This window comes from Burkholderia sp. ABCPW 111 (genome assembly GCF_000773065.1).
GTDB lineage: Bacteria > Pseudomonadota > Gammaproteobacteria > Burkholderiales > Burkholderiaceae > Burkholderia > Burkholderia savannae.
In genome coordinates this window covers 233,654-255,634 of the sequence record NZ_JPWT01000002.1, presented here as the reverse complement: position 1 = coordinate 255,634, position 21,981 = coordinate 233,654, and the positions used below count along the sequence as shown (strand labels likewise).

General features: G+C 68.5%; 21 protein-coding genes. 10 read left to right on the top strand and 11 right to left on the bottom strand.

The features are described from left to right. Nucleotides 1-179 precede the first annotated feature (179 nt). Together X946_RS02760 and X946_RS02755 are read left to right on the top strand one after the other, a co-directional pair. Nucleotides 180-788 (top strand): acyl-homoserine-lactone synthase, encoded by a 609-nt coding sequence (locus X946_RS02760; RefSeq protein WP_038743790.1) that lies wholly within the window; start codon nucleotides 180-182, stop codon nucleotides 786-788. 506 nt (nucleotides 789-1,294) lie between these two features. Then, nucleotides 1,295-2,620, top strand: coding sequence for an NADH:flavin oxidoreductase/NADH oxidase family protein (locus X946_RS02755; protein WP_038743788.1), 1,326 nt, complete (start codon nucleotides 1,295-1,297; stop codon nucleotides 2,618-2,620). 300 nt (nucleotides 2,621-2,920) lie between these two features. On the opposite strand, the gene X946_RS02750 is transcribed toward X946_RS02755, so the two are convergent. Genes X946_RS02750 through tauA form a run of 3 tightly spaced genes read right to left on the bottom strand, consistent with a single transcriptional unit; the run spans nucleotide 2,921 to nucleotide 5,588 of the window. Continuing rightward, entirely contained in the window at nucleotides 2,921-3,772 is an 852-nt protein-coding gene (locus tag X946_RS02750) for an ABC transporter permease subunit (RefSeq protein WP_038743786.1), read from the bottom strand. A gap of 2 nt (nucleotides 3,773-3,774) precedes the next feature. Continuing rightward, nucleotides 3,775-4,557 (bottom strand): taurine ABC transporter ATP-binding protein, encoded by a 783-nt coding sequence (locus X946_RS02745; protein WP_038743783.1) that lies wholly within the window; start codon nucleotides 4,555-4,557, stop codon nucleotides 3,775-3,777. A gap of 20 nt (nucleotides 4,558-4,577) precedes the next feature. Further along, nucleotides 4,578-5,588 carry a taurine ABC transporter substrate-binding protein gene (tauA, locus tag X946_RS02740; protein ID WP_038743780.1) on the bottom strand — a complete coding sequence of 337 codons (1,011 nt, stop codon included), beginning with the start codon at nucleotides 5,586-5,588 and terminating at the stop codon, nucleotides 4,578-4,580. Between tauA and X946_RS29910 the strand changes: the two genes are divergently transcribed. Continuing rightward, a complete protein-coding gene (locus X946_RS29910; RefSeq protein ID WP_235363986.1) occupies nucleotides 5,587-5,907 on the top strand; it encodes a hypothetical protein in 321 nt (106 codons plus the stop codon). The genes tauA and X946_RS29910 overlap by 2 nt on opposite strands. Nucleotides 5,908-5,961: 54 nt before the next feature. Next, the gene (tauD, locus tag X946_RS02735) at nucleotides 5,962-6,798 is read left to right on the top strand and encodes a taurine dioxygenase (protein WP_038743777.1); all 837 of its coding nucleotides are present in this window, start codon (nucleotides 5,962-5,964) and stop codon (nucleotides 6,796-6,798) included. Between the two features lie 57 nt (nucleotides 6,799-6,855). On the opposite strand, the gene X946_RS34905 is transcribed toward tauD, so the two are convergent. Further along, complete coding sequence (locus X946_RS34905; protein WP_161788626.1) at nucleotides 6,856-7,323, bottom strand: hypothetical protein; 468 nt, start codon at nucleotides 7,321-7,323, stop codon at nucleotides 6,856-6,858. A gap of 167 nt (nucleotides 7,324-7,490) precedes the next feature. On the opposite strand from X946_RS34905, the gene X946_RS02725 reads away from it, so the two are divergent. Beyond that, nucleotides 7,491-7,919, top strand: coding sequence for a helix-turn-helix transcriptional regulator (locus X946_RS02725; RefSeq protein ID WP_038743774.1), 429 nt, complete (start codon nucleotides 7,491-7,493; stop codon nucleotides 7,917-7,919). After that, nucleotides 7,916-9,268, top strand: coding sequence for a type II toxin-antitoxin system HipA family toxin (locus tag X946_RS02720; RefSeq protein ID WP_038743772.1), 1,353 nt, complete (start codon nucleotides 7,916-7,918; stop codon nucleotides 9,266-9,268). Before X946_RS02725 ends, X946_RS02720 begins: the two co-directional genes overlap by 4 nt. A 344-nt stretch (nucleotides 9,269-9,612) precedes the next feature. On the opposite strand, the gene X946_RS02715 is transcribed toward X946_RS02720, so the two are convergent. Together X946_RS02715 and X946_RS02710 are read right to left on the bottom strand one after the other, a co-directional pair. Then, the gene (locus X946_RS02715; RefSeq protein ID WP_038743769.1) at nucleotides 9,613-10,056 is read right to left on the bottom strand and encodes a hypothetical protein; all 444 of its coding nucleotides are present in this window, start codon (nucleotides 10,054-10,056) and stop codon (nucleotides 9,613-9,615) included. Between the two features lie 286 nt (nucleotides 10,057-10,342). After that, nucleotides 10,343-11,257, bottom strand: coding sequence for a LysR family transcriptional regulator (locus X946_RS02710; RefSeq protein WP_038743768.1), 915 nt, complete (start codon nucleotides 11,255-11,257; stop codon nucleotides 10,343-10,345). A 152-nt stretch (nucleotides 11,258-11,409) separates the two neighbouring features. Between X946_RS02710 and speB the strand changes: the two genes are divergently transcribed. Together speB and X946_RS02700 are read left to right on the top strand one after the other, a co-directional pair. Then, a complete protein-coding gene (speB, locus tag X946_RS02705) occupies nucleotides 11,410-12,366 on the top strand; it encodes an agmatinase (protein WP_038743765.1) in 957 nt (318 codons plus the stop codon). 934 nt (nucleotides 12,367-13,300) lie between these two features. Next, nucleotides 13,301-14,710, top strand: a complete 1,410-nt coding sequence (locus X946_RS02700) for a hypothetical protein (RefSeq protein WP_038743762.1) — start codon at nucleotides 13,301-13,303, stop codon at nucleotides 14,708-14,710. Between the two features lie 751 nt (nucleotides 14,711-15,461). On the opposite strand, the gene X946_RS34900 is transcribed toward X946_RS02700, so the two are convergent. Then, nucleotides 15,462-15,803, bottom strand: a complete 342-nt coding sequence (locus X946_RS34900) for a hypothetical protein (RefSeq protein ID WP_052144986.1) — start codon at nucleotides 15,801-15,803, stop codon at nucleotides 15,462-15,464. A gap of 81 nt (nucleotides 15,804-15,884) precedes the next feature. Between X946_RS34900 and X946_RS02690 the strand changes: the two genes are divergently transcribed. Both X946_RS02690 and X946_RS02685 read left to right on the top strand, forming a co-directional pair. Then, nucleotides 15,885-16,685: a hypothetical protein gene (locus tag X946_RS02690; RefSeq protein WP_038743896.1), complete on the top strand. Its 801-nt coding sequence runs from the start codon at nucleotides 15,885-15,887 to the stop codon at nucleotides 16,683-16,685. Nucleotides 16,686-16,944: 259 nt separating this feature from the next. Next, nucleotides 16,945-17,175: a hypothetical protein gene (locus X946_RS02685; RefSeq protein WP_038743759.1), complete on the top strand. Its 231-nt coding sequence runs from the start codon at nucleotides 16,945-16,947 to the stop codon at nucleotides 17,173-17,175. Nucleotides 17,176-17,281: 106 nt separating this feature from the next. Here X946_RS02685 and sctC read toward each other — a convergent pair whose 3' ends face one another. From sctC to X946_RS02665, 4 genes are all read right to left on the bottom strand, one after another. Then, entirely contained in the window at nucleotides 17,282-19,087 is a 1,806-nt protein-coding gene (sctC, locus tag X946_RS02680) for a type III secretion system outer membrane ring subunit SctC (RefSeq protein WP_038743757.1), read from the bottom strand. Between the two features lie 121 nt (nucleotides 19,088-19,208). Continuing rightward, entirely contained in the window at nucleotides 19,209-20,894 is a 1,686-nt protein-coding gene (gene pilV, locus X946_RS02675) for a shufflon system plasmid conjugative transfer pilus tip adhesin PilV (RefSeq protein WP_038743755.1), read from the bottom strand. Further along, on the bottom strand, nucleotides 20,894-21,373 hold the full coding sequence (gene pilM / locus X946_RS02670) for a type IV pilus biogenesis protein PilM (RefSeq protein WP_038743752.1): 480 nt from the start codon (nucleotides 21,371-21,373) through the stop codon (nucleotides 20,894-20,896). Before pilM ends, pilV begins: the two co-directional genes overlap by 1 nt. A gap of 39 nt (nucleotides 21,374-21,412) precedes the next feature. Next, nucleotides 21,413-21,964 carry a type 4 pilus major pilin gene (locus tag X946_RS02665; RefSeq protein ID WP_038743749.1) on the bottom strand — a complete coding sequence of 184 codons (552 nt, stop codon included), beginning with the start codon at nucleotides 21,962-21,964 and terminating at the stop codon, nucleotides 21,413-21,415. Nucleotides 21,965-21,981 lie beyond the last annotated feature (17 nt).

The window sequence follows — 21,981 nt, the reverse complement described above, 5'->3', positions numbered from 1 at the left end:
GCCGTGCAGCGGCGAGGCCGGCCCGCATTCGTCGCCTGCAAGACGAGCGCGGCGAATCGCGGCGCCGCGGAACGGCCGCGGCCGCCGCACGCGCGTTCCTCGCAACCGCCACCGTTCATACGCGATCGCACGGGCCCTCCCTTCACCCCGGCGATCGATTCATCGGAGAACCAAGCGCCATGTCATACATCATCGCGGGCCGATTGGACGAACTGCCGCCCCACGTCCAGACCGATCTCGGCGCGTATCGCTACGACGTGTTCGTCCGTCGGCTCGGCTGGACGATCGCCGGCCACGCGCACGACGATCGTGCGGAATGGGACGAATTCGACGGTCCTTCGACGATCCACGTCGTCGCGCTCGACGATGCGCGCGGGATCTGCGGTTATGCGCGCTTGCTGCCGACGACGGGCCCGTATCTGCTGCGCGACGTATTCCCGCATCTGCTCGGCTCGGCGCCCGCGCCGCAATCGCCCGCGGTCTGGGAGATGTCGCGCTTCGCCGCATCGCGCCGGCGCCGCCGCACGACGGAGCGCCAGCCGCTCGGGATGGACTTCTTTCCGTCGGTGCTCGCCGTGGCCGCGTCGCTCGGCGCGACGCGCGTGGTCGGCGTGATGTCGCTGTCGATCGAGCGCCTTTACCGGCGCTCGGGCATCGCGCTGCAGCGCCTCGGCAACGCTGCGCCGTCCGCCGACGGCGGCGTTTCCGCATGCTCGGTCGATTTGCCGCGCCTCGCGTTCGCGCCGTTCGGCCGGTCGCAGTGCGCGTCGTGTCTGTCGATGCATTGACGTCGACGCGAGCGCGTCGCGGCGAGACGCGCGTCTTGTCGTTTTTGCCGATTTCTGCGCGCTCGACGCCCAATACGCGCGTTTGCGCCACGGCTCGCCGTTCGATGCCGCTTCGACGCGTCGCGACGCCACGCGCCGTCGAATTCGATGAACGCCTCTAACTTCGCCGGCCGCCAGTCGCGGCCGGCGACCGCGAACCCGCCGCGCGCTCCATGAATGCGCGGCGGCTCGTCTTCCAGCGAGCCGCGCGCCCATGCGCCGCTGCCGCGCCGCCTCCGGCGCGAGTTCGCGCGTTGCGCGCAACCGCGCGTTATCGCACTGCGCACCGCGCGGGCGACGCCTCGCGCCCAGGTTCCGCTCCGCTGGCGATCCAGCACCCCATCGACGTCCGCGTCACTCCGTCTTGACTCGGTTCCGATTTTGAACCTACGATCCAATCAATACATCACGCGATGTAACATTCGTCGATGGATAACTGACCGTCGACCCAACCGGAGCGTCACGACATGTCCCATCCGAATCCCGCTGCGGGCGCGTTGCTCGCCGAGCCGCTCACGTTGCCGAACGGCACCGTGCTGAAGAATCGCGTCGCGAAATCGGCGCTGAGCGAAGCGCTTTGCGGCCACGACGGCCGCGTGACGCCCCAGCTGATCGCGCTTTACCGGCGCTGGTCGAGTTCGGGCGCGGGGCTCCTCGTCACCGGCAACGTGATGATCGACAGCAAGGCGCTCGGCGAGCCCGGCAACGTCGTGATCGAGGACGAACGCGACCTGCCGCGGCTGCGCGAGTGGGCCACGGCCGCGAAGGCGCACGGCAGCGAGATCTGGATGCAGATCAATCACCCGGGCAAGCAGGCGATGCGCGGGCTCAACGAGCAGACCGTCGCGCCGTCGGCGATCGGCTTCGGCCCGAAGCTGGCTCGGTATTTCGCGGTGCCGCGCGCGCTGACGAGCGCCGAGATCGACGATCTGATCCGGCGCTACGGGACGGCAGCCGCCGTCGCGCAAAAGGCCGGCTTCACCGGCGTTCAGTTGCACGGCGCGCACGGCTACCTGATTAACCAGTTCCTGTCGCCGAAGCACAACCAGCGCACCGACGAATGGGGCGGCAGCGCGGAGAACCGCCGCCGCTTCGTGCTCGCGGTGTACGCGGAGGTGCGCCGCCGAGTCGGCCCCGACTTTCCGGTCGGCATCAAGCTCAATTCCGCCGACTTCCAGCACGGCGGCTTCACCGAGGACGAATCGCTCGACGTGATCCGCGCGCTCGCGCAGGCGGGCATCGATCTGATCGAGATCTCCGGCGGAACCTACGAGGCGCCCGTGATGCAGATCGGCGACCGCAAGGCGTCGACGATCGCGCGCGAGGCGTATTTCCTCGCGTTCGCCGAAAAGGTGCGCGCGCATGTGAAGGTGCCGCTGATGGTGACGGGCGGCTTCCGCAGCCTCGCCGGCATGGAAGCGCCGCTGCGCGGCGGCGCGCTCGACCTGATCGGCCTCGGGCGCATCCTCGCGATCGAGCCCGACGCGCCCGCGCGCCTGCTGCGCGGCGAGGAAACGCTGCACCGCGTGAAGCCGCTCAGCACGGGCGTCAAGTACTTCGACAGCCTCGGCTCGCTCGAGGTGACGTGGTACACGCGGCAGCTCCACCGGATCGGCAAGGGCCGCAATCCGATTCCCGACGAGAACGCGCTGAAGTCGTTCCTGTTCGATCTGTCGTCGAAGGGCTGTGCGATCTTCAAGGCGCGCCGCCTGCGTGCTTCGTCATCAGAAGCGTCGGCGGCGCACCGCTCGGGGACGTCGGTCGTCGGCGGTCAGCGGCACGACGCGCATTGAGCTGTACGACGCGCATTGAGCGGGGCGAGTCGCGTCGCGCGGCGTCGCCGGCCGGCGCGATGACGATACCGATTGACGATGCCGATGACAATTGCGATGAGATGACGATGACGCGCGGCGCTGGCCGCAGCGCTTGCGCGTAAGACATCGCGATCACGCGCGCAAACGGGTCTTCACATCAGTGTCGCTCGACGGTCGAGAACGGCGCCTCGCGAGCGGCAATCACCGCGCGGCGTCGCCCCGTATCGCCCCGCATCGCCGGAACGAACGCGCCGCGCCGCCACTCCCGCACGAACCGAGCTATTCCGCCCGCCACGGCGTCAAGCGCCGCTGCAGCGCGCGCAAGCCGATTTCCAGCGCGAGCGCGATCGCGCCGATCACGAGAATCCCCGCGATCACGACGTCCGTCACGAGGAATCGCGACGCCGAGTACACCATGAAGCCCAACCCGCGCGTGGCCGCGATCAGCTCCGCCGCGACGAGCGTCGACCAGCCCGCGCCGAGCGCGATGCGCACGCCCGTCAGGATGTCCGGCAGCGCGCTCGGCAGCACGACGTGGCGCAGCAGCTTCACGCGCGTCGCGCCAAGCGACGCGGCCGCGCGCAGGCGGCTCTCCGATACGCCGCTCGCGCCTGCGGCGGTCGCGATCGTCAGCGGCGCGAACATCGTCAGAAAGATCAGCAGGATCTTCGACGCATCGCCGATTCCGAACCAGACGACCATCAACGGCAAATACGCGAGCGGCGGAATCGGCCGGTAGAACTCGACGATCGGATCGACGACGCCGCGCACGATCCGGTTCGTCGCGATCAGGATGCCGGCCGGAATCGCGGTGACGACCGCAAGCGCGAACGCCGTCGCGATCCGCGACAGGCTCGCGAACACGTGCTGGCCGAGCGTCGCGTCGTCGAAGCCCTCGGTGCTCAGCGCGACGAGCTTGCGCAGCACCGCCTCGGGGCCCGGCAGCAACGCGGCCGACACCCATTCGAAGCGCGCCGCGAGCCACCAGCCGAGAACGAGCGCGGCCCATGTCGCGAACGCGGCCGCGTGGCCCGCGTGCATGCGCGGCCTGCGACGCGCTCGCGATGCCGCGGGCACGCCCGTCGAAGCATGCGGCACAGGAAAATCCCGATGCTGTTCGGTCGCGGCCAAAGTCAGACCTCCTCGGTTTCTCGCATCAATTGCTCGACGAGCGCGAGATGGATTTCGGTGAAGCGCGGATCGCTCTTGATCGAGCGCATCGATTCGCCGTTCGCGTAACGCCGCGCGAAGTCGAGCGAATGGCGCGCGACGATGCGCCCGGGCCGCGGCGACAGGATCAGCAGCTCGGTCGCGAGCAGCACCGCCTCCTCGACGCTGTGCGTGATCAGAAAAATCCCCTTGCCGGTCGCGCGCCACACGTCGAGCAGCAGCGTCTGCATGTGCTCGCGCGTGAGCGCATCGAGCGCGCCGAGCGGCTCGTCCATCAGCAGGAACGACGGGTCCGCTGCCAGCGCGCGCGCGAGCCCGACGCGCTGACGCATTCCGCCCGAGATCTCGTCGATGCAATGCTGCTCGAAGCCCGCGAGCTTCACGAGCCGCAGCACGTCGCGCGCACGCGCGTTTCGCGCATCGCGGCCGACGCCCTGCATCCGCAGACCGAACGCGACGTTGTCGATCACGTTCAGCCACGGCATCAGCGCGTCGTCCTGAAACACGACGCCGCGATCGGCGCCCGGCCCCGCGACGGGCGCGCCGTCGGCTGTGACGCGGCCCGACGTCGGCCGCTGAAAGCCGGCAAGGAGCGACAGCAGCGTGCTCTTGCCGCAGCCGGACGCGCCGAGCGCGACGGCGATCTCGCCGCTGCCGACCGACATCGATACGTTATCGAGCGCCGTCAACGCGCCGCGGCGCGATTCGTAGACGACGGACACCTGTTGCGCGCAGAGCTTCGCCATGCCGATGCCGCCGCGTCGAATCAGCGCGCCGCGACCGATGCGCGGACGAACTGGTCCGTCACCGTCGGTCGATAGTCGGGCAGCACGCGGTCGATCTTGCGCTGCTCCTTCAGGAAACGCGCGGTCGACGCGATCGCGGCGGCCGTCCCTCCGCCGAGCAGTTCGGGCGACGCCTGCTCGGACGCGGTCGGATAGAGATTGCCGGCGAGCAGCTGCGGAATGTCGCCCGTCGTCGCGCCGCTCAGCCGCGAGATCGCGGCGACTTGCGGCGACGCGCTCGTCCACGCCTTTGCGTTCGCGCGATAGTCGGCGATCGCCTGCGTCGTCACGTTGACGAACTTCGATACGAAATCCGGATGCGCGCGCGCGAAATCGCTGCGCACCGCCCACAGATCGAACGTCGGCGCGCCCCACTTGCCGACTTGCGCCGAATCGACGAGCACCTTGCCGCCGCTCGCCTTCGCGCGGCCGAGCGCCGGGTCCCACGTGTAGGCGGCGTCGATCACGCCCCGCTCCCACGCGGCGACGATCTCGGTCGGCCCGAGATTCACGATCTTCACGCGCTGCGCATCGATGCCCCAATGCTTGAGCGCCGCGAGCAGCGCGTAGTGGCAGTTCGACGCGTAAGGCGTTGCGATCGTCTTGCCGACGAGATCGGCCGGCTTGTCGATGTGCGCGCCGCTGCGCACGACGAGCGCCTCGGACACGCCGGTGATCGCGTTCAGCACGACCGCCTGGATCGGCACGCCGCGCGACACGGCGGCGGTAAACGGGCTCTGCCCGACGTCGCCGATCTGCACGTCGCCGGACGCGAGCGCCGCGACGACGTCCGCGCCCGAATCGAAGCGGCGCCAGTTGATCTTCCAGCCGGTGGCCTTCTCGTACGCGGCGCCCGCCTGCGCGAGCTTCGCCGGATCGGCGCCGTACTGATACGCGACGTTCACCGTGTCCGCATGGGCGAACTGCGCGTGAACCGCGGCGAAAGCGGCGACGGCGAAAGTCGTGGCGGCGAGGATGCGCTTGAGAATCATGAGGCCTTCCCTTCTTCTGGATGCGTTGAATTCGGATGGCCGTCGAGATTACCGGGATGCCCGTCGTCTGTTAAACAACGAAATCTGCGAAGGATATGAGACGGCGCATGCCGCGGCCGCGCCGGGCCCGCTGCAATCCCGGCGGGCGGATAAGCAATGCGCAATTCGTTGGTTTACCGTACGAATGCGTTTTGCGAGACTTGCCGGCTTTGCGCAACACGCGACATGCCGCACGCGGCGCGCGGGCGGCTGGCTGCGCAAGCCGCCGCTTCGCGGCGATTTCAAAGCGATTTCAAAGCGTTTCAAAGCGGCTTTATAGCGGCTTCATAGCGCTTGATAGCGGCTTCAAAGCCGCATCGAACCCGGATCGACGATGACTCGACTGAAACTGACCCGACTGACGCCCGCGATCGGCGCGATCGTCGACAACGTGGACCTTGCGAACGCGGCCGACGGCGACTTGCACCGCGACATTCGCGACGCGCTCGCGCACCATCAGGTGCTGTTCTTCCGCGATCAGCGCCTGAGCGCCGCTCGGCATCGCGACTTCGCGGCCGGCTTCGGCGATCTGCACGTTCACCCGATCTATCCGTCGCATCCGCAGGCGCGCGAGATCATGGTGCTCGACAACGCCGTCTTCGACCTGAAGGACAACGCGATCTGGCATACGGACGTGACGTTCGTCGAGACGCCGCCGAGCGCGTCGATCCTCGCCGCGCGCACGCTGCCCGAGACGGGCGGCGACACGCTGTGGGGCAGCGGCTTCGCCGCGTACGGCGCGCTGTCCGATCGCGTGAAGACGCAGCTCGACGGCCTCACCGCGCAGCACGACTTCACGAAGTCGTTTCCGTTGAAGCGCTTCGGGCTCACCGCCGACGATCGCGCGCGCTGGGAGGACACGCGCATGAAGAATCCGCCCGTCACCCATCCCGTCGTGCGCACGCATCCGGAGAACGGCCGCAAGGCGCTGTTCGTCAACGAAGGCTTCACGACCGAGATCAACGAGCTGCCGGAAGAAGAAAGCGCGGCGCTGCTGCGCTTCCTGTTCGCCCACCAGTCGCGGCCCGAGTTCACGCTGCGCTGGCGCTGGCAGGCGGGCGACGTCGCATTTTGGGACAACCGCTCGACGATTCACTACGCGGTGAACGACTACGGCAGCGCGCATCGGGTGATGCATCGCGCGACGATCGTCGGCGACAGGCCGTATTGACGTGAAAAACGCGCGGCGCGCGCGAGCGCCGCAACGGCATCGCCGGCTTGCCGTTTTTTATCTGACGATTTCGATCGCGAATCGCGCCGGGCGGCGGCACACGCCGGTGTGCGATTCGTTCAATTCGTGCGATTCGCACTTCGACCAGACGGGCGCCCCGTTGCGCCGCCGCTCGATCTCGTTCGATCCCGCTCGTGCTGCGCGTTCGCCTCCGGCCGTGCCCGGCGTCGATGCGAAAGCGCGAATGAAACCGATCGTCAGACTGTCAAAAAGCTGCGGATTATACGGGACGTAGCCGCTTGGAAGCGCATGGTCCATCGCAATTCTCGGCGCAAAACCGACGGCCTCGATACAGCCCGAAATCGCTTGAAAACGGGGCGACGCGTGAATCGTCGGACGCAAACGAAAAACCGCATGCACGCAAACGTTGCCGCGCGGACGGCGCATCGGCACGCGCGGCGCACCGCGACAAATCGACTCTCCCGCGCCGTCGCGCGACTTGCTACACGCCCACACAATCAACAATCATCATCCGGCATCCGGCATCCGGCATCCGGCATCCGGCATCCCAAAAAAACAGACGACAATCTGTTTTCTAAAAATACAACTCAAACCTTGTAAATTCGATTTACAGCATATAAACTGTTTTCTAAGATTACAGCGAATCCCTTGTATTTCAATCAGGTGCGCGCATGGCCATCACCATCGAACACGAGATCAAGACGCTCGACCAACTGCGGCCCATCCTGCGCGGCTTCCGCAAGGTGGCCGGGTTGACGCAGGCGATGGTCGCGAGCCGCCTCGGCGTCACGCAGCAGACGTATGCGCAATTCGAGGCGAATCCGGCGTCGGCGAGCGTCGAGCGGCTGTTCAAGGTGCTGCGCGTTCTCAACGTCGAGCTCACGCTCACCTACATCCACATCGCTTCCGCCAGGCCCGCCGCGAAGCAAGCCATCGCCTTGCCCGCGCGCAAGGCCGCGCAGGCTTCCGGAAGCGGGCGCGCCGCCGCCAAGCGCCCGGCGCCGCCCGCGAGCCAATCGGTGCCCGCCCCGCGCGCCGCCGAGCGCCAGCCCCGCCCCGCGCGCAAGCGCGCCGCCCCGAAGAAGCGGGAGGACTGGTGAGCGCCCGCCGCGCGCGCGCCACGCGCCTGCATCTGTGGATGAACGGCCTGCCCGTCGGCTACTGGGAGCATGCGCGCGACGGCGAGCGCCTCGTCTACTTCGACGAATGGATCGCCGATCCGCAGGGCCGCCCGCTATCGCTGTCGTTGCCGTTCACGCCGGGCAACCAGCCGTATCGCGGCCGGCTCGTCAGCGACTACTTCGACAACCTGCTGCCCGACAGCGAACCGATCCGGCGCCGCATCGCGATGCGCTACAGGACGGGCGGCACGTCGCCGTTCGAGCTGCTCGCGACGCTCGGCCGCGATTGCGTCGGCGCACTGCAGATGCTGCCGCCCGACGAAGCGCCGGACGATCTCGAACGCATCCGCGGCCGCGCGCTCGCCGATGCGGACATCGCGCGGCTGCTGCGCGACATCACGTCCGCGCCGCAAGCCGGGCAGCACGAGCCGCTCGACGATCTGCGCCTGTCGATCGCGGGTGCGCAGGAAAAGACCGCGCTGCTGCGCCATCGCGGCCGCTGGCTGCTGCCCGACGGCAGCACGCCGACCACGCATATCCTGAAGCTGCCGCTCGGGCTCGTCGGCAACCGGCGCGCCGACATGCGCACGTCGGTCGAAAACGAATGGCTGTGCTCGAAGATCGTCGCCGCGTACGGATTGCCGGTCGCGCATTGCGACATCGCGCACTTCGACGAGCAGAAGGCGCTCGTCGTCGAGCGCTTCGACCGCAGGCCGTCGAGCGACGCGCGCTGGATTCTGCGCCTGCCGCAGGAAGACATGTGCCAGGCGACGGGCACGTCCGCGCTCGACAAATATCAGGCCGACGGCGGGCCCGGCATCGAGGCGATCATAGACGTGCTCGCCGGCTCCGAGCACGCGGGCGACCGCCACGCGTTCTTCGCGTCGCAGATCGTGTTCTGGCTGCTCGCCGCGACCGACGGCCACGCGAAGAATTTCAGCATCGCGCATCTGCCCGGCAACCGCTATCGATCGACGCCGTTATACGACGTGCTGTCCGCGCATCCGGTGATCGGCCGGGGGGCGAACCGCTTGCCGGCGCAGCGCGTGCGGCTCGCGATGGGCGTGCGCGGCAAGCACGTCCATTACCTGATCCATCAGATCCAGCGGCGGCACTGGATCGCGCAGGGCCAGCGCGTCGGCTTCGCGCCCGCCGAGGTCGACGACATGATCGACGCGTTGACCGCGCGCACCGCAGGCGTCATCGACGAAGTGTCGGCCCGGCTGCCGCGCGATTTTCCGATGGACGTCGCCGATGCGACCTTCAGCGGGATGCTGCGCCTGAATGCGAAGCTCGCGGCCGAAACGGCGGCGCGGGCCTCGCGATGAGACGGCGCGATGAAGTGATCCGACGAAGCGGCTCGACAAAGTGATTCGATGAAGCGCTGCGATAAGGCCGAGGCCGCGCGCGCCCGGCCCCGCGTACCGGCCGCAGGCGTTCTCGACGACGGCGACGATCGACGTCGTCGAGAACGTCGGACCCTCGCCGGCCGGAAGAAACGCCGGAAAACTCGCCCGCTCATTCATCGCGCGCCGCCTTCGTCGCGACGACGCGCACGCGGCCGTCGCCCCCGGCCGCCGGCGGTGCCGCCCGCCCGTCCGATGCGGCCGCGCGAACGCGCGCCGCGCGTCGATCACCGCGCCGGCGCGGCGCGACGGCCCGAAGTCTCGACTCAAGTGGATTTGCGCTGCCCGGCATGCTGCTCGAACAGCCTGCGCACGATCAGCACGATGCCGCCGACTATGCAGACGAACACGAACCACAGCGCGAGCACGTAGCCGACGAGCTGCCAGAACTCGTCGGCGCGCGCATGCATCACGGCCGCGGAATAGCCGTCCGCGCTGCTCGCCGCGTCGACGTACGCGGCGCGGTACAGAAAGAACGACCGGCAGACCGCGCTGTCCGGCTGTGTCGCAGACAGCAGCGAGCCCGCCGGCATCGCGCGCACCGTCTCGCATTCCGGCGCCGCCATCCCGTCTACGATCGCCTGCTGGACCGGATGATCGACGATCGCGCCGATCCACGTCACCGCGACCGCGAACAGCGCGCTCAGGCCTACCGCATGAATCCACGCGGCCAGCCGTCGACTTCGACGACGCTCGCACCTGTGTTCCATCGCATTGCTCCGTTGCGATCCCGCCCGGCACGCAAAAGCGCGGCGCCGTCGGGACTCCATTCGCCCGAACGCATACTGCGTGCGGCCGCAGCAAATCGGTTTGATATGGCTCAAATGGAACGGGTCCACCCGCGCGCGCGGTCGCGAAAAGAAACCGGATCGCGCACCGTTGGGCCGCATCGATGCATTCGCGCGATCGAATCCCGTTCGACGCCACGGCAATCGCGCGGCCGTCGACGAACGCCGTCGCGCGTCGCGCGCCGCGCGCCGTTCGCGCGAGCGTCGCTCACGCGTGCGCCGCGTCGCCCCGGTGCGCGTCCATCAGATCGTCGAGAAACGCCTGCACGATCGGATCGCCCCGGCCGCGCCGCTGCGTGACCACGTGGAACGTCACGTCGTAGCGCAGCGCGCCGGGGTTCAGCGCCTTGAGCAGCCCCTGCTTCACGTAGGGCGCGGCGAAATGCTGCGGCAGATAGCCGAGATGATGGCCGGACAGGATCAGCAGCGCGACGGCCTCCATGTTGTCGGCGTGCGCGGTGACGTTCGCGGGCGTCGTCGACAGCTCGGCTTCCGGCGACGGATAGGTTCGCCACGCCCACTCGGCATCCGCGACGCGCGCCGCCGAAAGCCGCCCCGCCCGCCCGAAGAGCGGATGGCCGCGCCCGCAATACGCGAGCTGACGCTCGACGAAGAGCGGCGCGTACTCGAGCGTCGGCACGCGGTGCCAGAAATAGCCGATCGCAACCTGCACGTCGCCGCTCAAGAGCCGCTCTTCGAGCTCGCCCGGCGGCCGCACCGAGATCACGAAGCGCACCGCCTCGTCGCGCTGCCTGAAGCGCGCGATCGCGCCGCTGATGCGCGCATTCGCGCTGATCGGCGTGTGGCCGATGAGGCCGATCGCGAGCGTGCCGACGAGCGTCTTGTCCATGTGCCGCGCTTCGCTGCTGAACGCATCGACGGCCGCGTACAGCTTCTTCGCGAGCGCATAGAAACGCTCGCCCTTCGTCGTCAGCCGAAAGCCGCTACGCCCGCGCTCGCACAGCCGGAAGCCGAGGCGCGTCTCGAGCGTCGCCAACTGCGAGCTGATCGTCGGCTGGCTGACGTTCAGCGCCGATTGCGCGACGCTCACGCCGCCTGCGTCGGCCACCGCGACGAACACGCGGATCAGCCGGAGGTCCAGGTCCGTCAGGGTGCCGAGCATGTTTTCTCCACGGCGCACGCCGCCGATACATAGAAGTTCATCGATGTAAACGTTGAATCGTCGTGATTCAAATTGCCATTTTGGCGACGTACAACGCTACCTGTCGTCACATATGGATGATACGACGCCACCAATACGAGAGGAGCAAGACGATGTCGAATCGCGACTTCCAGCCGCAAAGCGGCAACGCGATGCCCCGCTTCGGCGGCATCGCGACGATGATGCGGCTGCCGCAAGCGCCGAATGCCGCGGAGCTCGACGCATGCTTCGTCGGCGTGCCGTTCGATCTCGGCACGTCGAACCGCACGGGCGCGCGGTTCGGCCCGCGCCAGATCCGCTGCGAATCGGTGCTGCTGCGCCCGTACAACATGGCCACGCGCGCGGCGCCGTTCGATTCGCTGCGCATCGCCGACGTCGGCGACGTCGCGACGAACCCGTACAACCTCGCCGATTCGATCGCGCGGATCGAAGCGGCGTACGACGAGATCCTCGCGCACGGCTGCCGCCCGGTCACGCTCGGCGGCGACCACACGATCACGCTGCCGATCCTGCGCGCGATGCATCGCAGGCATGGGCGCGTCGGCCTCATCCACGTCGACGCGCACGCGGACGTCAACGACACGATGTTCGGCGAGAAGATCGCGCACGGCACGCCGTTTCGCCGCGCGGTCGAGGAAGGCCTGCTCGACTGCGGGCGCGTCGTGCAGATCGGCCTGCGCGGCACCGGCTACGCGGCCGAGGATTTCGACTGGTGCCGCGACCAGGGCTTTCGCGTCGTCCAGGCCGAGGCATGCTGGAACCGGTCGCTCGCGCCGCTGATGGACGAAGTGCGCTCGCGCGTGCAAGGCGGCCCCGTCTATCTGAGCTTCGACATCGACGGCATCGATCCCGCGTACGCGCCGGGCACGGGCACGCCGGAAATCGCCGGCCTCACGGTGCCGCAGGGCCTCGAGATCGTGCGCGGCGCGTGGGGGCTCGACATCGTCGGCGCCGATCTCGTCGAGGTCGCGCCGCCGTACGATCCGTTCGGCACCACCGCGCTGCTCGGCGCGAATCTCGCTTACGAGATGCTCTGCGTGCTGCCCGGCGTGAAGCGGCGCGCTTCGTAGCCGAGCGACGAAGCCTCCGGCCCGCGGACCGCGCACGCCGGGCACCCGGCTCGAAGCATGGCATCGCCGCGGCGCGGCATGCGAAGGCGCTCGCCTTGAACGCGAGACTTCGCCGCCCGCCTTCGGCGATTGGCGTGCGGCGATTGGCGTTCGGCGGCCCGTTCGCGAACACGCATCGGCCGTCGTCAATGCATCGACACGCCGATAAGTTGAGGCAATGCAGCCGGCGCGATCGCCGCGCATGCGATCAAGGATCGTGAGAACCGGCAGCGCGGCCTGCGTCGCCTCGACCGGATGAAGATCGCGTTCGCATTCTCCAAGGCGCGGGCGAACGAGCGCGCCGCTCTCCCTTATTGGCTTGCCGAATCGCGCATCGAACGCCCGCATCGCGCACGACGTCCGGCCGGAGGCACGAAGTCGCGAGGTCGCGAGGTCACGAGGTCACGAGGTCACGGGGTCACGAGGTCACGAGGTCACGAGGTCACGAGGTCACGAGGTCACGAGGTCACGAGGTCGCGAGGTCGCGAGGTCGCGAGGTCATGGGGTCACGGGGTCACGGGGTCACGGGGTCACGGGGTCACGGGGTCACGAGGTCACGAGGTCACGGGGTCGCGAGGTCACGGAGTCACAGAGTCACGGCGTCACCAGGATGCGGGTGCGCGGGGTCGATCTCGCGGCCTCACCCCGGCCGCGACAACCCACGCCCCCGCGCGCCGCCACGCTCCCGGCATCCCGCATCGACCACGCCGCCCGCGCGCCGCCCCCAGGCGAGCTTTCCGAGCCGCCCGCAACACCCCGATCCCATCGACACGCATCCGCCGGCGGCACCGATTCCACCTGCCAACCCGAATCCGAAACTTTCCCGCCCCTTTTTTCTCCGGCAAACGTATGATGATTGCCGCGCGTCAAGCGCGCTCACACGCTAGGAGACCCTATGAAAAGACTGAAATACGCTGCAGCACTATTGACCGCGGCGGCAATGAGCCCGTCGTGGTCGCAACCGCCGACCATCGCCGCGCAATCGCACGTTTCCGGCATCAGCAAGGCGGAGCCGACGAAAATCGGCGAGCAGCTCGCCGCGCGCCGCGCGTCGCTGCCGAACCTGCCGCGGCCGTTGCCGACGCTGTCCGCCAGCACGATCCGGCAGGCCGGCTCGCGCGCGTCGCTCGCGACGCGGCAATCGACGCTCGGCGCGCCGGCCGCCGCGACCGCCGCCACCGTCGCGCCGCCCGTCGCGGGCTGCACCGACGTGACGATCGGCGCCGCGTACAACGCGCCCACCGCGCCCGCCGGCCAGTCCGACTGCTTCCAGTTCGTCGCGCCGAGCGCGACGAAGATCGTCGCGTACGTCGTGAACCTGCCGGCAAACGAACAGCACGACGCGCATCTCGTGCAGGTCAACGAAGACGGCTCGTGGACCGTGCTCGACAGCCAGGCCGACCTGTCGCCGAACAAGGTCGTCGAGGCGATCCCGAACGGCCCGGTGCGCCTCTTGCTGCTCGTGAGCGCGCAGCAGGGCGCGGGCAACGCGACGTTCCAGTTCCAGGTGTACGGCACGACGGGCTACGACAGCTACGAGCCGAACGATTCGATCCTGCATCCGACGCGGCTGACCGGCAACCAGCAGATCAACGCGAACCTCGACACGGTCGCGGACTTCGACTACTACGCGGTGCAAGTGCCTTCGACGCAAACGACGAATTACGTGACGTTCAAGGGCGCGGGCACGCAAACGGCCGAGCTCGAAACCGCGCCGAACACGTGGGCCACGCTCGCGTCGGGCACGCCGTACAACATCACGTCGCCGGCGGGCGCGACGCTGATGTTCCGCGTCTACGACAAGGGCGCGACGGCACCCGCCGCGCAAGCCTACACGCTGCGCGTGTCGGACGGCGCGGGCACCGCGGGCTTCTATCGCTTCCTCGACAACGAGAACATCACGCATCTCGTGCGCGGCACCGAGAACGTCGCGCGGGTGGTGTCGGCGGGCGTCATCGCGTGGGACTCGACGGGCAACGTGCGCCTGCCGCCGGGCGAGCGCGTCTGGGTGCGCGCATACGACGGCGCGAGCCAGAACGGCCCCTACACGCTGTTGACGGAAACGTCGGGCTACACCGATGCGAACGGCAACCTGCTGATCGACCTGAACGTCGGCCAGTGTCAGGGCCTCGGCAGCATGACCGGCGACTTCCATACGATGTCGGTGCCATCCGATCGTTGGCGAATCACCTACAACCCGTATGCGGTCGCCGTGGCTTCTCTCGACAACGGTCAAACGCCCAAAAGCTCGTCGCAAATGCACTTCACGCACATCTGCACCGAACTATATCTCGGCCGCAAGTAAACGTGAAAAAGGCGGTTCGCACTCGCCGACCCGCCTGACATGACGCATGAGGCCGGTCGGCGCACCCCGCGCCGGTCGGCCGCTCGACACCGTCCCTGCGACGGGCGCCGTCGAACCGGCCAGCGCATGCTCCGCGCGAGACCGAATGCGAGCGCTGCGCTCACCGGCATCGATCGGCGTTCGATCGGCGCTCGGTCGACGATTTCATGCGATCGCCGAACGCGTCGAAGGCGCTTACATGCGCCGAGCGTGCCGCTCGAGCCGATGATCGATGGCCAATCCATTGACTTGCACATCGGGCTTGCGCATCGCGCCGCACACCTCGTCATGACGCGCAACGGCGCGGCTCCGTCGCGAATCGCCACGCCGTTGCACATGCCGCGCGACACGCGCCCTCTTCCTCGCCCCCATTCACGATCCGCACGGCGGGCGTCGATCGCCTGTTGGCGATCGCGCACGCCGATTTCGCATTCGCGATCGCGCGATCGCGACCATGCATTCGCGACCATGCATTCGTGATCGCCCATTCGTGATCGCGCAAACGCATACGCGCAAACGCCCACGCCTTCCCGCGACTGGCGTCACCGAACGAAGCCGCACATCCGCGTCGAACCGTTCGGCCGCGCCGTTCACTCGCACCGCGGACGACGGATAGCCTGCACGCACAAACGCCGAACGTGCGGATTCGCGACGCCCCGCACGGTGCGCCGCGAATCCGCACGCCATCGAACATCGGCGCCGCAAGCGGCCGTCATCCCGGCTTGCCGCTCAGTTCCTTCAATCCCTTGATCACGCCGAGCAGCGCGCGGCCGTGCTCTTCCGAGCCGTCCCACGCCTCGACGATCGCCTCGCGCAGCAAATCGTTGTACGGGGCCGAAAGCCGGCCCGACTGACGCGCCTCGACGCCGTAGAAACTGCATAGCTTATTGAATGACCCGCTCCTGCGCAGCCGACGCCCGCCCGACGACCTGAGTCGCGAGACGGTGGGCTGACTGACGCCCGAAAGCCTAGCTATTTCGCTGGACGAGCGGGTATCGGCCAGCAGCCGGCTCAATAGGTCCTGAACAGAAAAATGTCTCTTAGGGGCTTCCATAGTATGCATTATACATATACATTAACGCCTAATGAATTGATCGTCGAAGCTGGCGGTCGGCCGCATTCCGAGAAAGAGTTGATGACACTGAAACACCTGCCCCCGACGTTTTGCTGGACCAAGATCGGTAACGAGTCCGGCGAGGAACTCCCGACCATCGTGCTGAGAAAGGAATGGGAGCGCCGGTTGGGAGGCGGGCGGTTTCTGTGGGGCATCGGCCAGCCGCTCGGCAACAGCGCGCAGATTGCCGCGCATCGAACGGGCTCGCTGATCGCGCTGTTCTCGCCGGCGTCGAGCAAGGCGCGGCCGGCGGAAAGAAAACCGGAAGACGTGCTGCTATGGAACGCGTGGATCGATGCGGGCGGCCAGGTGCGTCAGTTGCCGCCGCACACGTTCATCACGAGCCGCGCGACGCTGCCTTCGGGGCGCCGCCGCGAGCATTACTACGCGCTCGTGTGCGCATCGCCGACCGAGCTCAGCATCGGCACGCGCCTGCGCGTGCATCCCGATCACCTGCGCAGCGTGAGCACCGGCAAGGTGCTCGGCGCCGCGCAAAGCGCGGCGGTCGTCGATTGCGTCGGCCGCGAAGCCGAGCAAACGGGCAAGCGCTATCCGCTCGCGCTGTCGGTCGAGCTCGAGGCACCGTACTTCGTGCGGCTCACGCAGCCGAGCATGCTGAAGGCGCGCGATCTCGCGGACATCACGAAGGCGGCGCGCGACGGCGATTTCGGCACGTTCGTCGAGCAGGTCACGCGTCTGCGCAGCCGGCCCGCCGCCGAGCAGGCGCGCGGGTTCACGCGGGATCTGTTCGATTTGCCGCCCGTCGAGGCCGTCGCGCCGTTCGGCGGCGCGGCCCACGCGCAGGCAAGCCATGCGTGGTGACGCAACGGGCGCCTGAGCGCGCCGGACGCGCGGCGCGCGGCGCGCGGCGACTCATGAAAGGTTACGTCGTTGGCGTGCGTCGGCGGTTGGTCGCCATTCGACCATGACGGCCCGATCGGAACGCGCAGCGATCCGGCACGCGGGCCCGCTCGCGGCGGCCGACGATGCGGTTGCATTCGGTGGTTCGCGCCGATGCGCGTCGCGCGATGCGAGCGCTTGCCGTCGGCTTGTCATGTTTGGCAACAGAGGAGCAGCGTCCATGTCGACCATCCCGCATTCACGGGAAGCCCAGGCCGCACAACGTTTCTTCGAGGCGACGCGCAACGTCGACCTCGCCTTTCGCGCCGTTCGCGGCGACGCGGACGATACGACCTCGAGCATCGAATACGCGGCCGCCGTGTCGCGCCTCGATCGCGCGCTCGACGAGCTCGCCCGGGCTCAGGCGCTGTTCGATTCGGCGGTGCGCTTGCGGGCGCGCAAGCGCAATTAGTCTTCGCGTCACCGGCGTCGGCCATGCTCGATGCCGCGCCGCGCCCGGCGTGAATCGCGCGGCGGCCGCCAGCCGGCGCGAAGCGCCCGCGCCACGCCGCGCCTGCTCAAGGCTCGATCACGCGCGGCGTGACGAGAAAGAGCCGCTCGCTATGGCTGTCCTGCTTGTCGGTCGAGCGGAACAGCGCGCCGACGAGCGGCAGCTTCGAGAGCACCGGCACGCCCGACAGCGTGCTCGAGCGCGCATCCACCTTGTAGCCCGCGATCAGCAGCGCCTGCCCCTGCTCGATGAACGCCTGCGTGTTGATCTCGTTCGACACGATCACCGGAATGTTGTCGACCGTCTGCTGCGACAGCTCGCCGTCGACGATCCGCACGTCGAGCTTGATCTGCGTGCGTCCGCCCTCCTCGACGACCATCGGCAGCACGCGCAGCGACACGCCCGTCGAGATGCTGTACAGGTCGGCCGACGTGTAGCCCGCGACGCGCACGAAGAACTGCTTCTTGTTGTCCATCACCGCCTCGACGTTGTCGAGCGTCGTGACTTTCGGGCTCGCGTCGGTGCGCGCCTGGTTCGACGATTCGAGCGCGTTGATCCGCGCGAGCAGATAGCGGCCCGCGTCGCCGAGCACGGCCGTCAGCGACAGGCCGAGCGGGCTCGCCGGCACGCCGGCCGAATCGTTGCCGGGCAGCGTGATCGAACCGAACGTCGGATTCAGCGAGCCACTCGCATACGCGTTCTGCGACGTGAGCCCCGTGCCCGTCTGCAAATCGACGTGGCTGTTGTGCGCGCGCCAGTCGACGCCGAGCTGCCTGAGCGCGCCTTCGTCGATCTCGATGATGCGCGCCTCGATCTCGATGAGGCGCGGCTTCACGTCGAGCAGCGCGATCAGGTCCGGGTACTGCGCCATGTGCTCGGGCGCGTCGCGCACGAGAATCGAGTTCGTGCGCGGATCGGGCTGGATCACCGGCAGGTCGGCCGCGTCGCTCGCGCCCGCGGGCACGGCGCTCGCGCCGCCGAGCGCGTCGGGCGCGCGCGCCGCGCCCGGATTCGCGATCGCCGCGGCGATCATCCCGCCGGGACGCGGATCGCTCCCCTGGCCGCCGAGGCCGCCCGCCGGCATGCCCGCGCCGTCGCCCGCCTGCGCGGCCTGCATGTACGGCGGCAGCGGCGGCAAAGGCGGCACGCCGCTGCGTCCGCCGCCGAGATCCGTCATCGGCGCGGCGCGGCCGATCGGCTTGCCGACCGTCGTCTGCGACGCATGCCTGCCTTCGCCCGGGTGATACATCCGGTTCAGCAGCGATGCGACGCCCGGCATCGTCACGGTCGTGCCGTCGACGTTCACGTCGCGATCGGCGGCCCATGCGTGCTTGAGCGTGAACACGCGGATCGTCGTGCCGCCCGTGCGCGCGGAATTCTCGTCGAGCCGCGCGGCGACGCTCGTCACGAGCTCGACGTAGCGCGACGGCCCCGCGACGAGCGCGGTGCGCTGCTGCGCGTTGTAGGTGACCGGATAGCGCGCGTCGGCAACCTTCATCTGCTCGAGCAGGTCGCGCAGGTCGCCCGTGTTCGCGTGATCGAGCTTCACGAGCGTGCTCTTCATGTCGCTCGCGGGCGTCACGTACAGCACGGTGCCGTCGTAGTACCAGACGAAGCCGAACGACGCGGCGAGCGTGTCGAGGAAGCGCTGCGGCGACATCTTCATCTTGCCGCTGACGGCGCCGCTCACGCCCGGCGCGACGTTCGCCGCGACGTTCTGGCTCGCGGCGAGATCGCGCAGCACGTCCTTCACGTCCTTGCCTTGCGCCGCGTACTGGATTTCGGCGCTGCGCCAGCGAACCGGCGCGGCGTGAGCGGAAAGGCTCGCGAGCGAGCACAGCAGGGGCAGCAAAACGGAAATCTTGGCCTTCATGGGTCCGTCCGGAGGGGGCGCGCACCGTCGGTCGATCAGACGGATCGCGCGCCGCGAATGGGAGACCCCCGCAGTTAACCGCAGCCGCGCGCGGCGAATGCTGCGCGCGGCGAAGGCCCGTTCAATAGAACGAATTGACGGTCCAGCCCGTGACGAGCGGCGTCTGGAGGAATGTATGACCGCCGCTGCAATAGGTGGACTGCCACGGCGTCTTCGCGTAGCTGTCGTACGTCGCCCATTTGCTCGCGAGCCTGACCACGTATCCGCCGCGCGGCTCGGCGGCCTGGTTCAGCGTGACGTTGATCGTCGCGGCGTCCTCGATCAGCTTCGTCGACTGCGCCTCGCCGTGCGCGATCACCTTGTTGCCCTGCACGTCGATGATTTCGACGACGAGCCGCATCTGCCCTTCGCGCCCCTTCAGGTCGCACGTCGCATAGCTCATGTGCATGTACGCGCTCACCGAAATGAGCCCGTTGTTGTCGAGCTTCACGCGCCGGTCGATCGTGTACGTGTACGTGCCGTCCGCTTCGTACGTGATGAGCGATCCGTTCGGATAGGGACCGGCGTAGGTGCTCGAGCATTGCGGGAAATCGGTCGCGCCGGGCGTCGCCATCAGGATCTGGCAGTCCATGTCGGTGCCGCCGATCTTGATTCCCGATTGCGGCAGCCATATGCCGTTCTGGCACGACAGCACCTGCCCGTCCTGGCCCATCGACACGAGCCCCGCGTTCTGCCGCATAGGATCGGGCAAGCACGGCGTGTTGACGACGACGCTGCCCGTGATCTCGAGCCGATTCGCCGCGACGATGCCGGGCACGATCATGTTGCCGTCGCGGTCCACCGCGAGCGCCTGCCAGCCGCCGCCTGTCCACGCGTACGCGCGGAACGTGTCGAGCGTGAGGCGCACGTCGCCGGCTTCGTTCGATGCGTCGTCGGGCAGGGTGCCTGCCGTGGCGACGGGACTCTTCCAGTGCCCGCCCGCGCCGCGCCACACGCCGTTGCTGCAGCTCAGCAGATTGCCGGCCGCGTCGGCGCCGAGCTTGCCGTTCGCGAAGCCGCCGGCCGTTCCGCAGTTCGCCGCATCCGCGCTGCCTTCCACGAACGTGTGCGTGAGCCAGATCGGCACCTGCATCGCGTTCGCCTCCGGATGGCCGCCGACGCCGACGCGATACAGATAATCGCTGTTGATCTGCTGGCCCGGGCCGTTGAAGAAGATTTCGTTCGCGAGATGGCCGGCGTTCGGCGGCGCGGCGTCGGCCGGATCGCACGTGGGCGAGCTGCCGCCGAGGTACGCGCCGAGCGGCATGCGCCACGCGTCGAACGCGCCGCGCGCCTCCGCCGGCAAGCGCGCGCCGATCGAGCCGCCGCCCGGCCCCGCGCTCGCGGCGACGAGCCCGAGCTCCTTGTCGCCGATCGTCTCGCCGCCCGTCGTCACGACGAGCGCGTCGAGCCCGGCGCCGCTCGCGGTCCGCTTGACGAGCACGCACGTATGCTGGCCGTACGCGTTCGCCGGTCGCAGCGCGGCGGGCAGATCGTTCGTCGCCTGCAAATCGGCGAGCGTCATCACGACGGGCGCCTGCGTGTTCGCGCGCTGCAGCCACGCGTCGTAGTCGCGCTTGAGCGCGCGCGTGGCCGCGGCGGTCACCTGCGCCTGGTATTGCGCGGCCTGCTGCGCGCGCACGTCGTCGAGCGACGTATCCACCAACATCGCGATGCCGGCGAGCATCAGCGCAGCGATCGCGAGCGCGCCGAGCATCTCGATCAGCGCGAAGCCGCGCGCGCGGCGGCGGGAAGACGCGAAGCGCATCAGTACGCCTGCCCCATCCACACCGGCAAGCCGTTCGCGATCGTCAGCCCGGCGGGCAACGGCACGCCGTTCGCCGGCACGTTCGGATTCGCGTAGCCGGGACGCACGACCGCGTTGCGATACGCGACGCCCGCGAACAGCGAGCCGCCCGCGAGCGTCGCGATCTCGCCCGCGATGTTCACGGGCGGCGCCGACGCCGCGTACGCGACGACGGTTCCGTTCTCGACATAGTTGCGCCACAGCGGGTTCGCGCCCGGATACCACGCCGGAAACGCGAGTTGCGCGTTCGGCACCGCGCCGCGCGTGCCCGGATGCGTGCGCGCGTAATCGAGCGCGGCCTGGCGGTAGACGGCGAGGTTGTCGGCGAGCGCTTGCGCGGTGCGCGACGGTTGCAGCGCGGCAACGGCGAACGGGCCCTGCAGCGTCGCGTAGACGGCGGCGAGCGCTGCGAAGGCGAGCGCGGCGGCTAAGGCGTACATGAGCGGCGGCGTGGACGGTGGAAAAAAACTCGGGCGGCGTCAGTTCGACTTCCAGACGATCGTGACGGTGCCGGTGCAAGCGCCCGTCGCCTCGGTCGGCGCAACCGGATAGCTCACGGCTTTCTCGCCGACTTTGGCCGACAACCAGTTTCCGCCGGCGGTCAGCGTATTGATGCAGACGTCGCGCGGAACGTTCGTGTACTCGACGGTGAAAGTCTGTCCCGCCCCCGTCACCGTGACGGTGCCGCCCCACGTATTCGAGACGGCATCGTTGTCGCCGGTGGGCAGCGTGTTCGGAAACACCTTCGCGGCGATGAGATTCGCATTCAGCGACTCACTCCCGTAGTTGTTCACCTGCCCCATATAAAGCTTCTTGGTCCCCGTCTGAATCGCATTCAGCTCCTCGGCGAGCCGGTTCGTATTCGCGCTCGAAAACGCCGACCCGAGCAGCGCGATCGCGCCGACGATCACGATCGCCGCGACGCCGAGATACGCGATGCTCTCGAGCAGCGACGCGCCGCGCTCCTTGCGGTGGCGTCGGCAGAACGCCGGTTCGCGTCGATAGGCGGGGTGGGCAGCGAGTGGTTTCATGTTGGTTTCTCCTGGAT

Excerpts from the sequence above, each read along its gene's own strand:
- X946_RS02760 (WP_038743790.1), top strand. The coding sequence starts at position 180 with ATGTCATACATCATCGCGGGCCGATTGGACGAACTGCCGCCCCACGTC.
- X946_RS02755 (WP_038743788.1), top strand. The coding sequence starts at position 1,295 with ATGTCCCATCCGAATCCCGCTGCGGGCGCGTTGCTCGCCGAGCCGCTC.
- X946_RS02745 (WP_038743783.1), bottom strand. The coding sequence starts at position 4,557 with ATGGCGAAGCTCTGCGCGCAACAGGTGTCCGTCGTCTACGAATCGCGC.
- X946_RS29910 (WP_235363986.1), top strand. The coding sequence starts at position 5,587 with ATGAGGCCTTCCCTTCTTCTGGATGCGTTGAATTCGGATGGCCGTCGA.
- tauA (WP_038743780.1), bottom strand. The coding sequence starts at position 5,588 with ATGATTCTCAAGCGCATCCTCGCCGCCACGACTTTCGCCGTCGCCGCT.
- tauD (WP_038743777.1), top strand. The coding sequence starts at position 5,962 with ATGACTCGACTGAAACTGACCCGACTGACGCCCGCGATCGGCGCGATC.
- X946_RS02725 (WP_038743774.1), top strand. The coding sequence starts at position 7,491 with ATGGCCATCACCATCGAACACGAGATCAAGACGCTCGACCAACTGCGG.
- X946_RS02715 (WP_038743769.1), bottom strand. The coding sequence starts at position 10,056 with ATGGAACACAGGTGCGAGCGTCGTCGAAGTCGACGGCTGGCCGCGTGG.
- X946_RS02710 (WP_038743768.1), bottom strand. The coding sequence starts at position 11,257 with ATGCTCGGCACCCTGACGGACCTGGACCTCCGGCTGATCCGCGTGTTC.
- speB (WP_038743765.1), top strand. The coding sequence starts at position 11,410 with ATGTCGAATCGCGACTTCCAGCCGCAAAGCGGCAACGCGATGCCCCGC.
- X946_RS02700 (WP_038743762.1), top strand. The coding sequence starts at position 13,301 with ATGAAAAGACTGAAATACGCTGCAGCACTATTGACCGCGGCGGCAATG.
- X946_RS34900 (WP_052144986.1), bottom strand. The coding sequence starts at position 15,803 with ATGGAAGCCCCTAAGAGACATTTTTCTGTTCAGGACCTATTGAGCCGG.
- X946_RS02690 (WP_038743896.1), top strand. The coding sequence starts at position 15,885 with ATGACACTGAAACACCTGCCCCCGACGTTTTGCTGGACCAAGATCGGT.
- X946_RS02685 (WP_038743759.1), top strand. The coding sequence starts at position 16,945 with ATGTCGACCATCCCGCATTCACGGGAAGCCCAGGCCGCACAACGTTTC.
- sctC (WP_038743757.1), bottom strand. The coding sequence starts at position 19,087 with ATGAAGGCCAAGATTTCCGTTTTGCTGCCCCTGCTGTGCTCGCTCGCG.
- pilV (WP_038743755.1), bottom strand. The coding sequence starts at position 20,894 with ATGCGCTTCGCGTCTTCCCGCCGCCGCGCGCGCGGCTTCGCGCTGATC.
- pilM (WP_038743752.1), bottom strand. The coding sequence starts at position 21,373 with ATGTACGCCTTAGCCGCCGCGCTCGCCTTCGCAGCGCTCGCCGCCGTC.
- X946_RS02665 (WP_038743749.1), bottom strand. The coding sequence starts at position 21,964 with ATGAAACCACTCGCTGCCCACCCCGCCTATCGACGCGAACCGGCGTTC.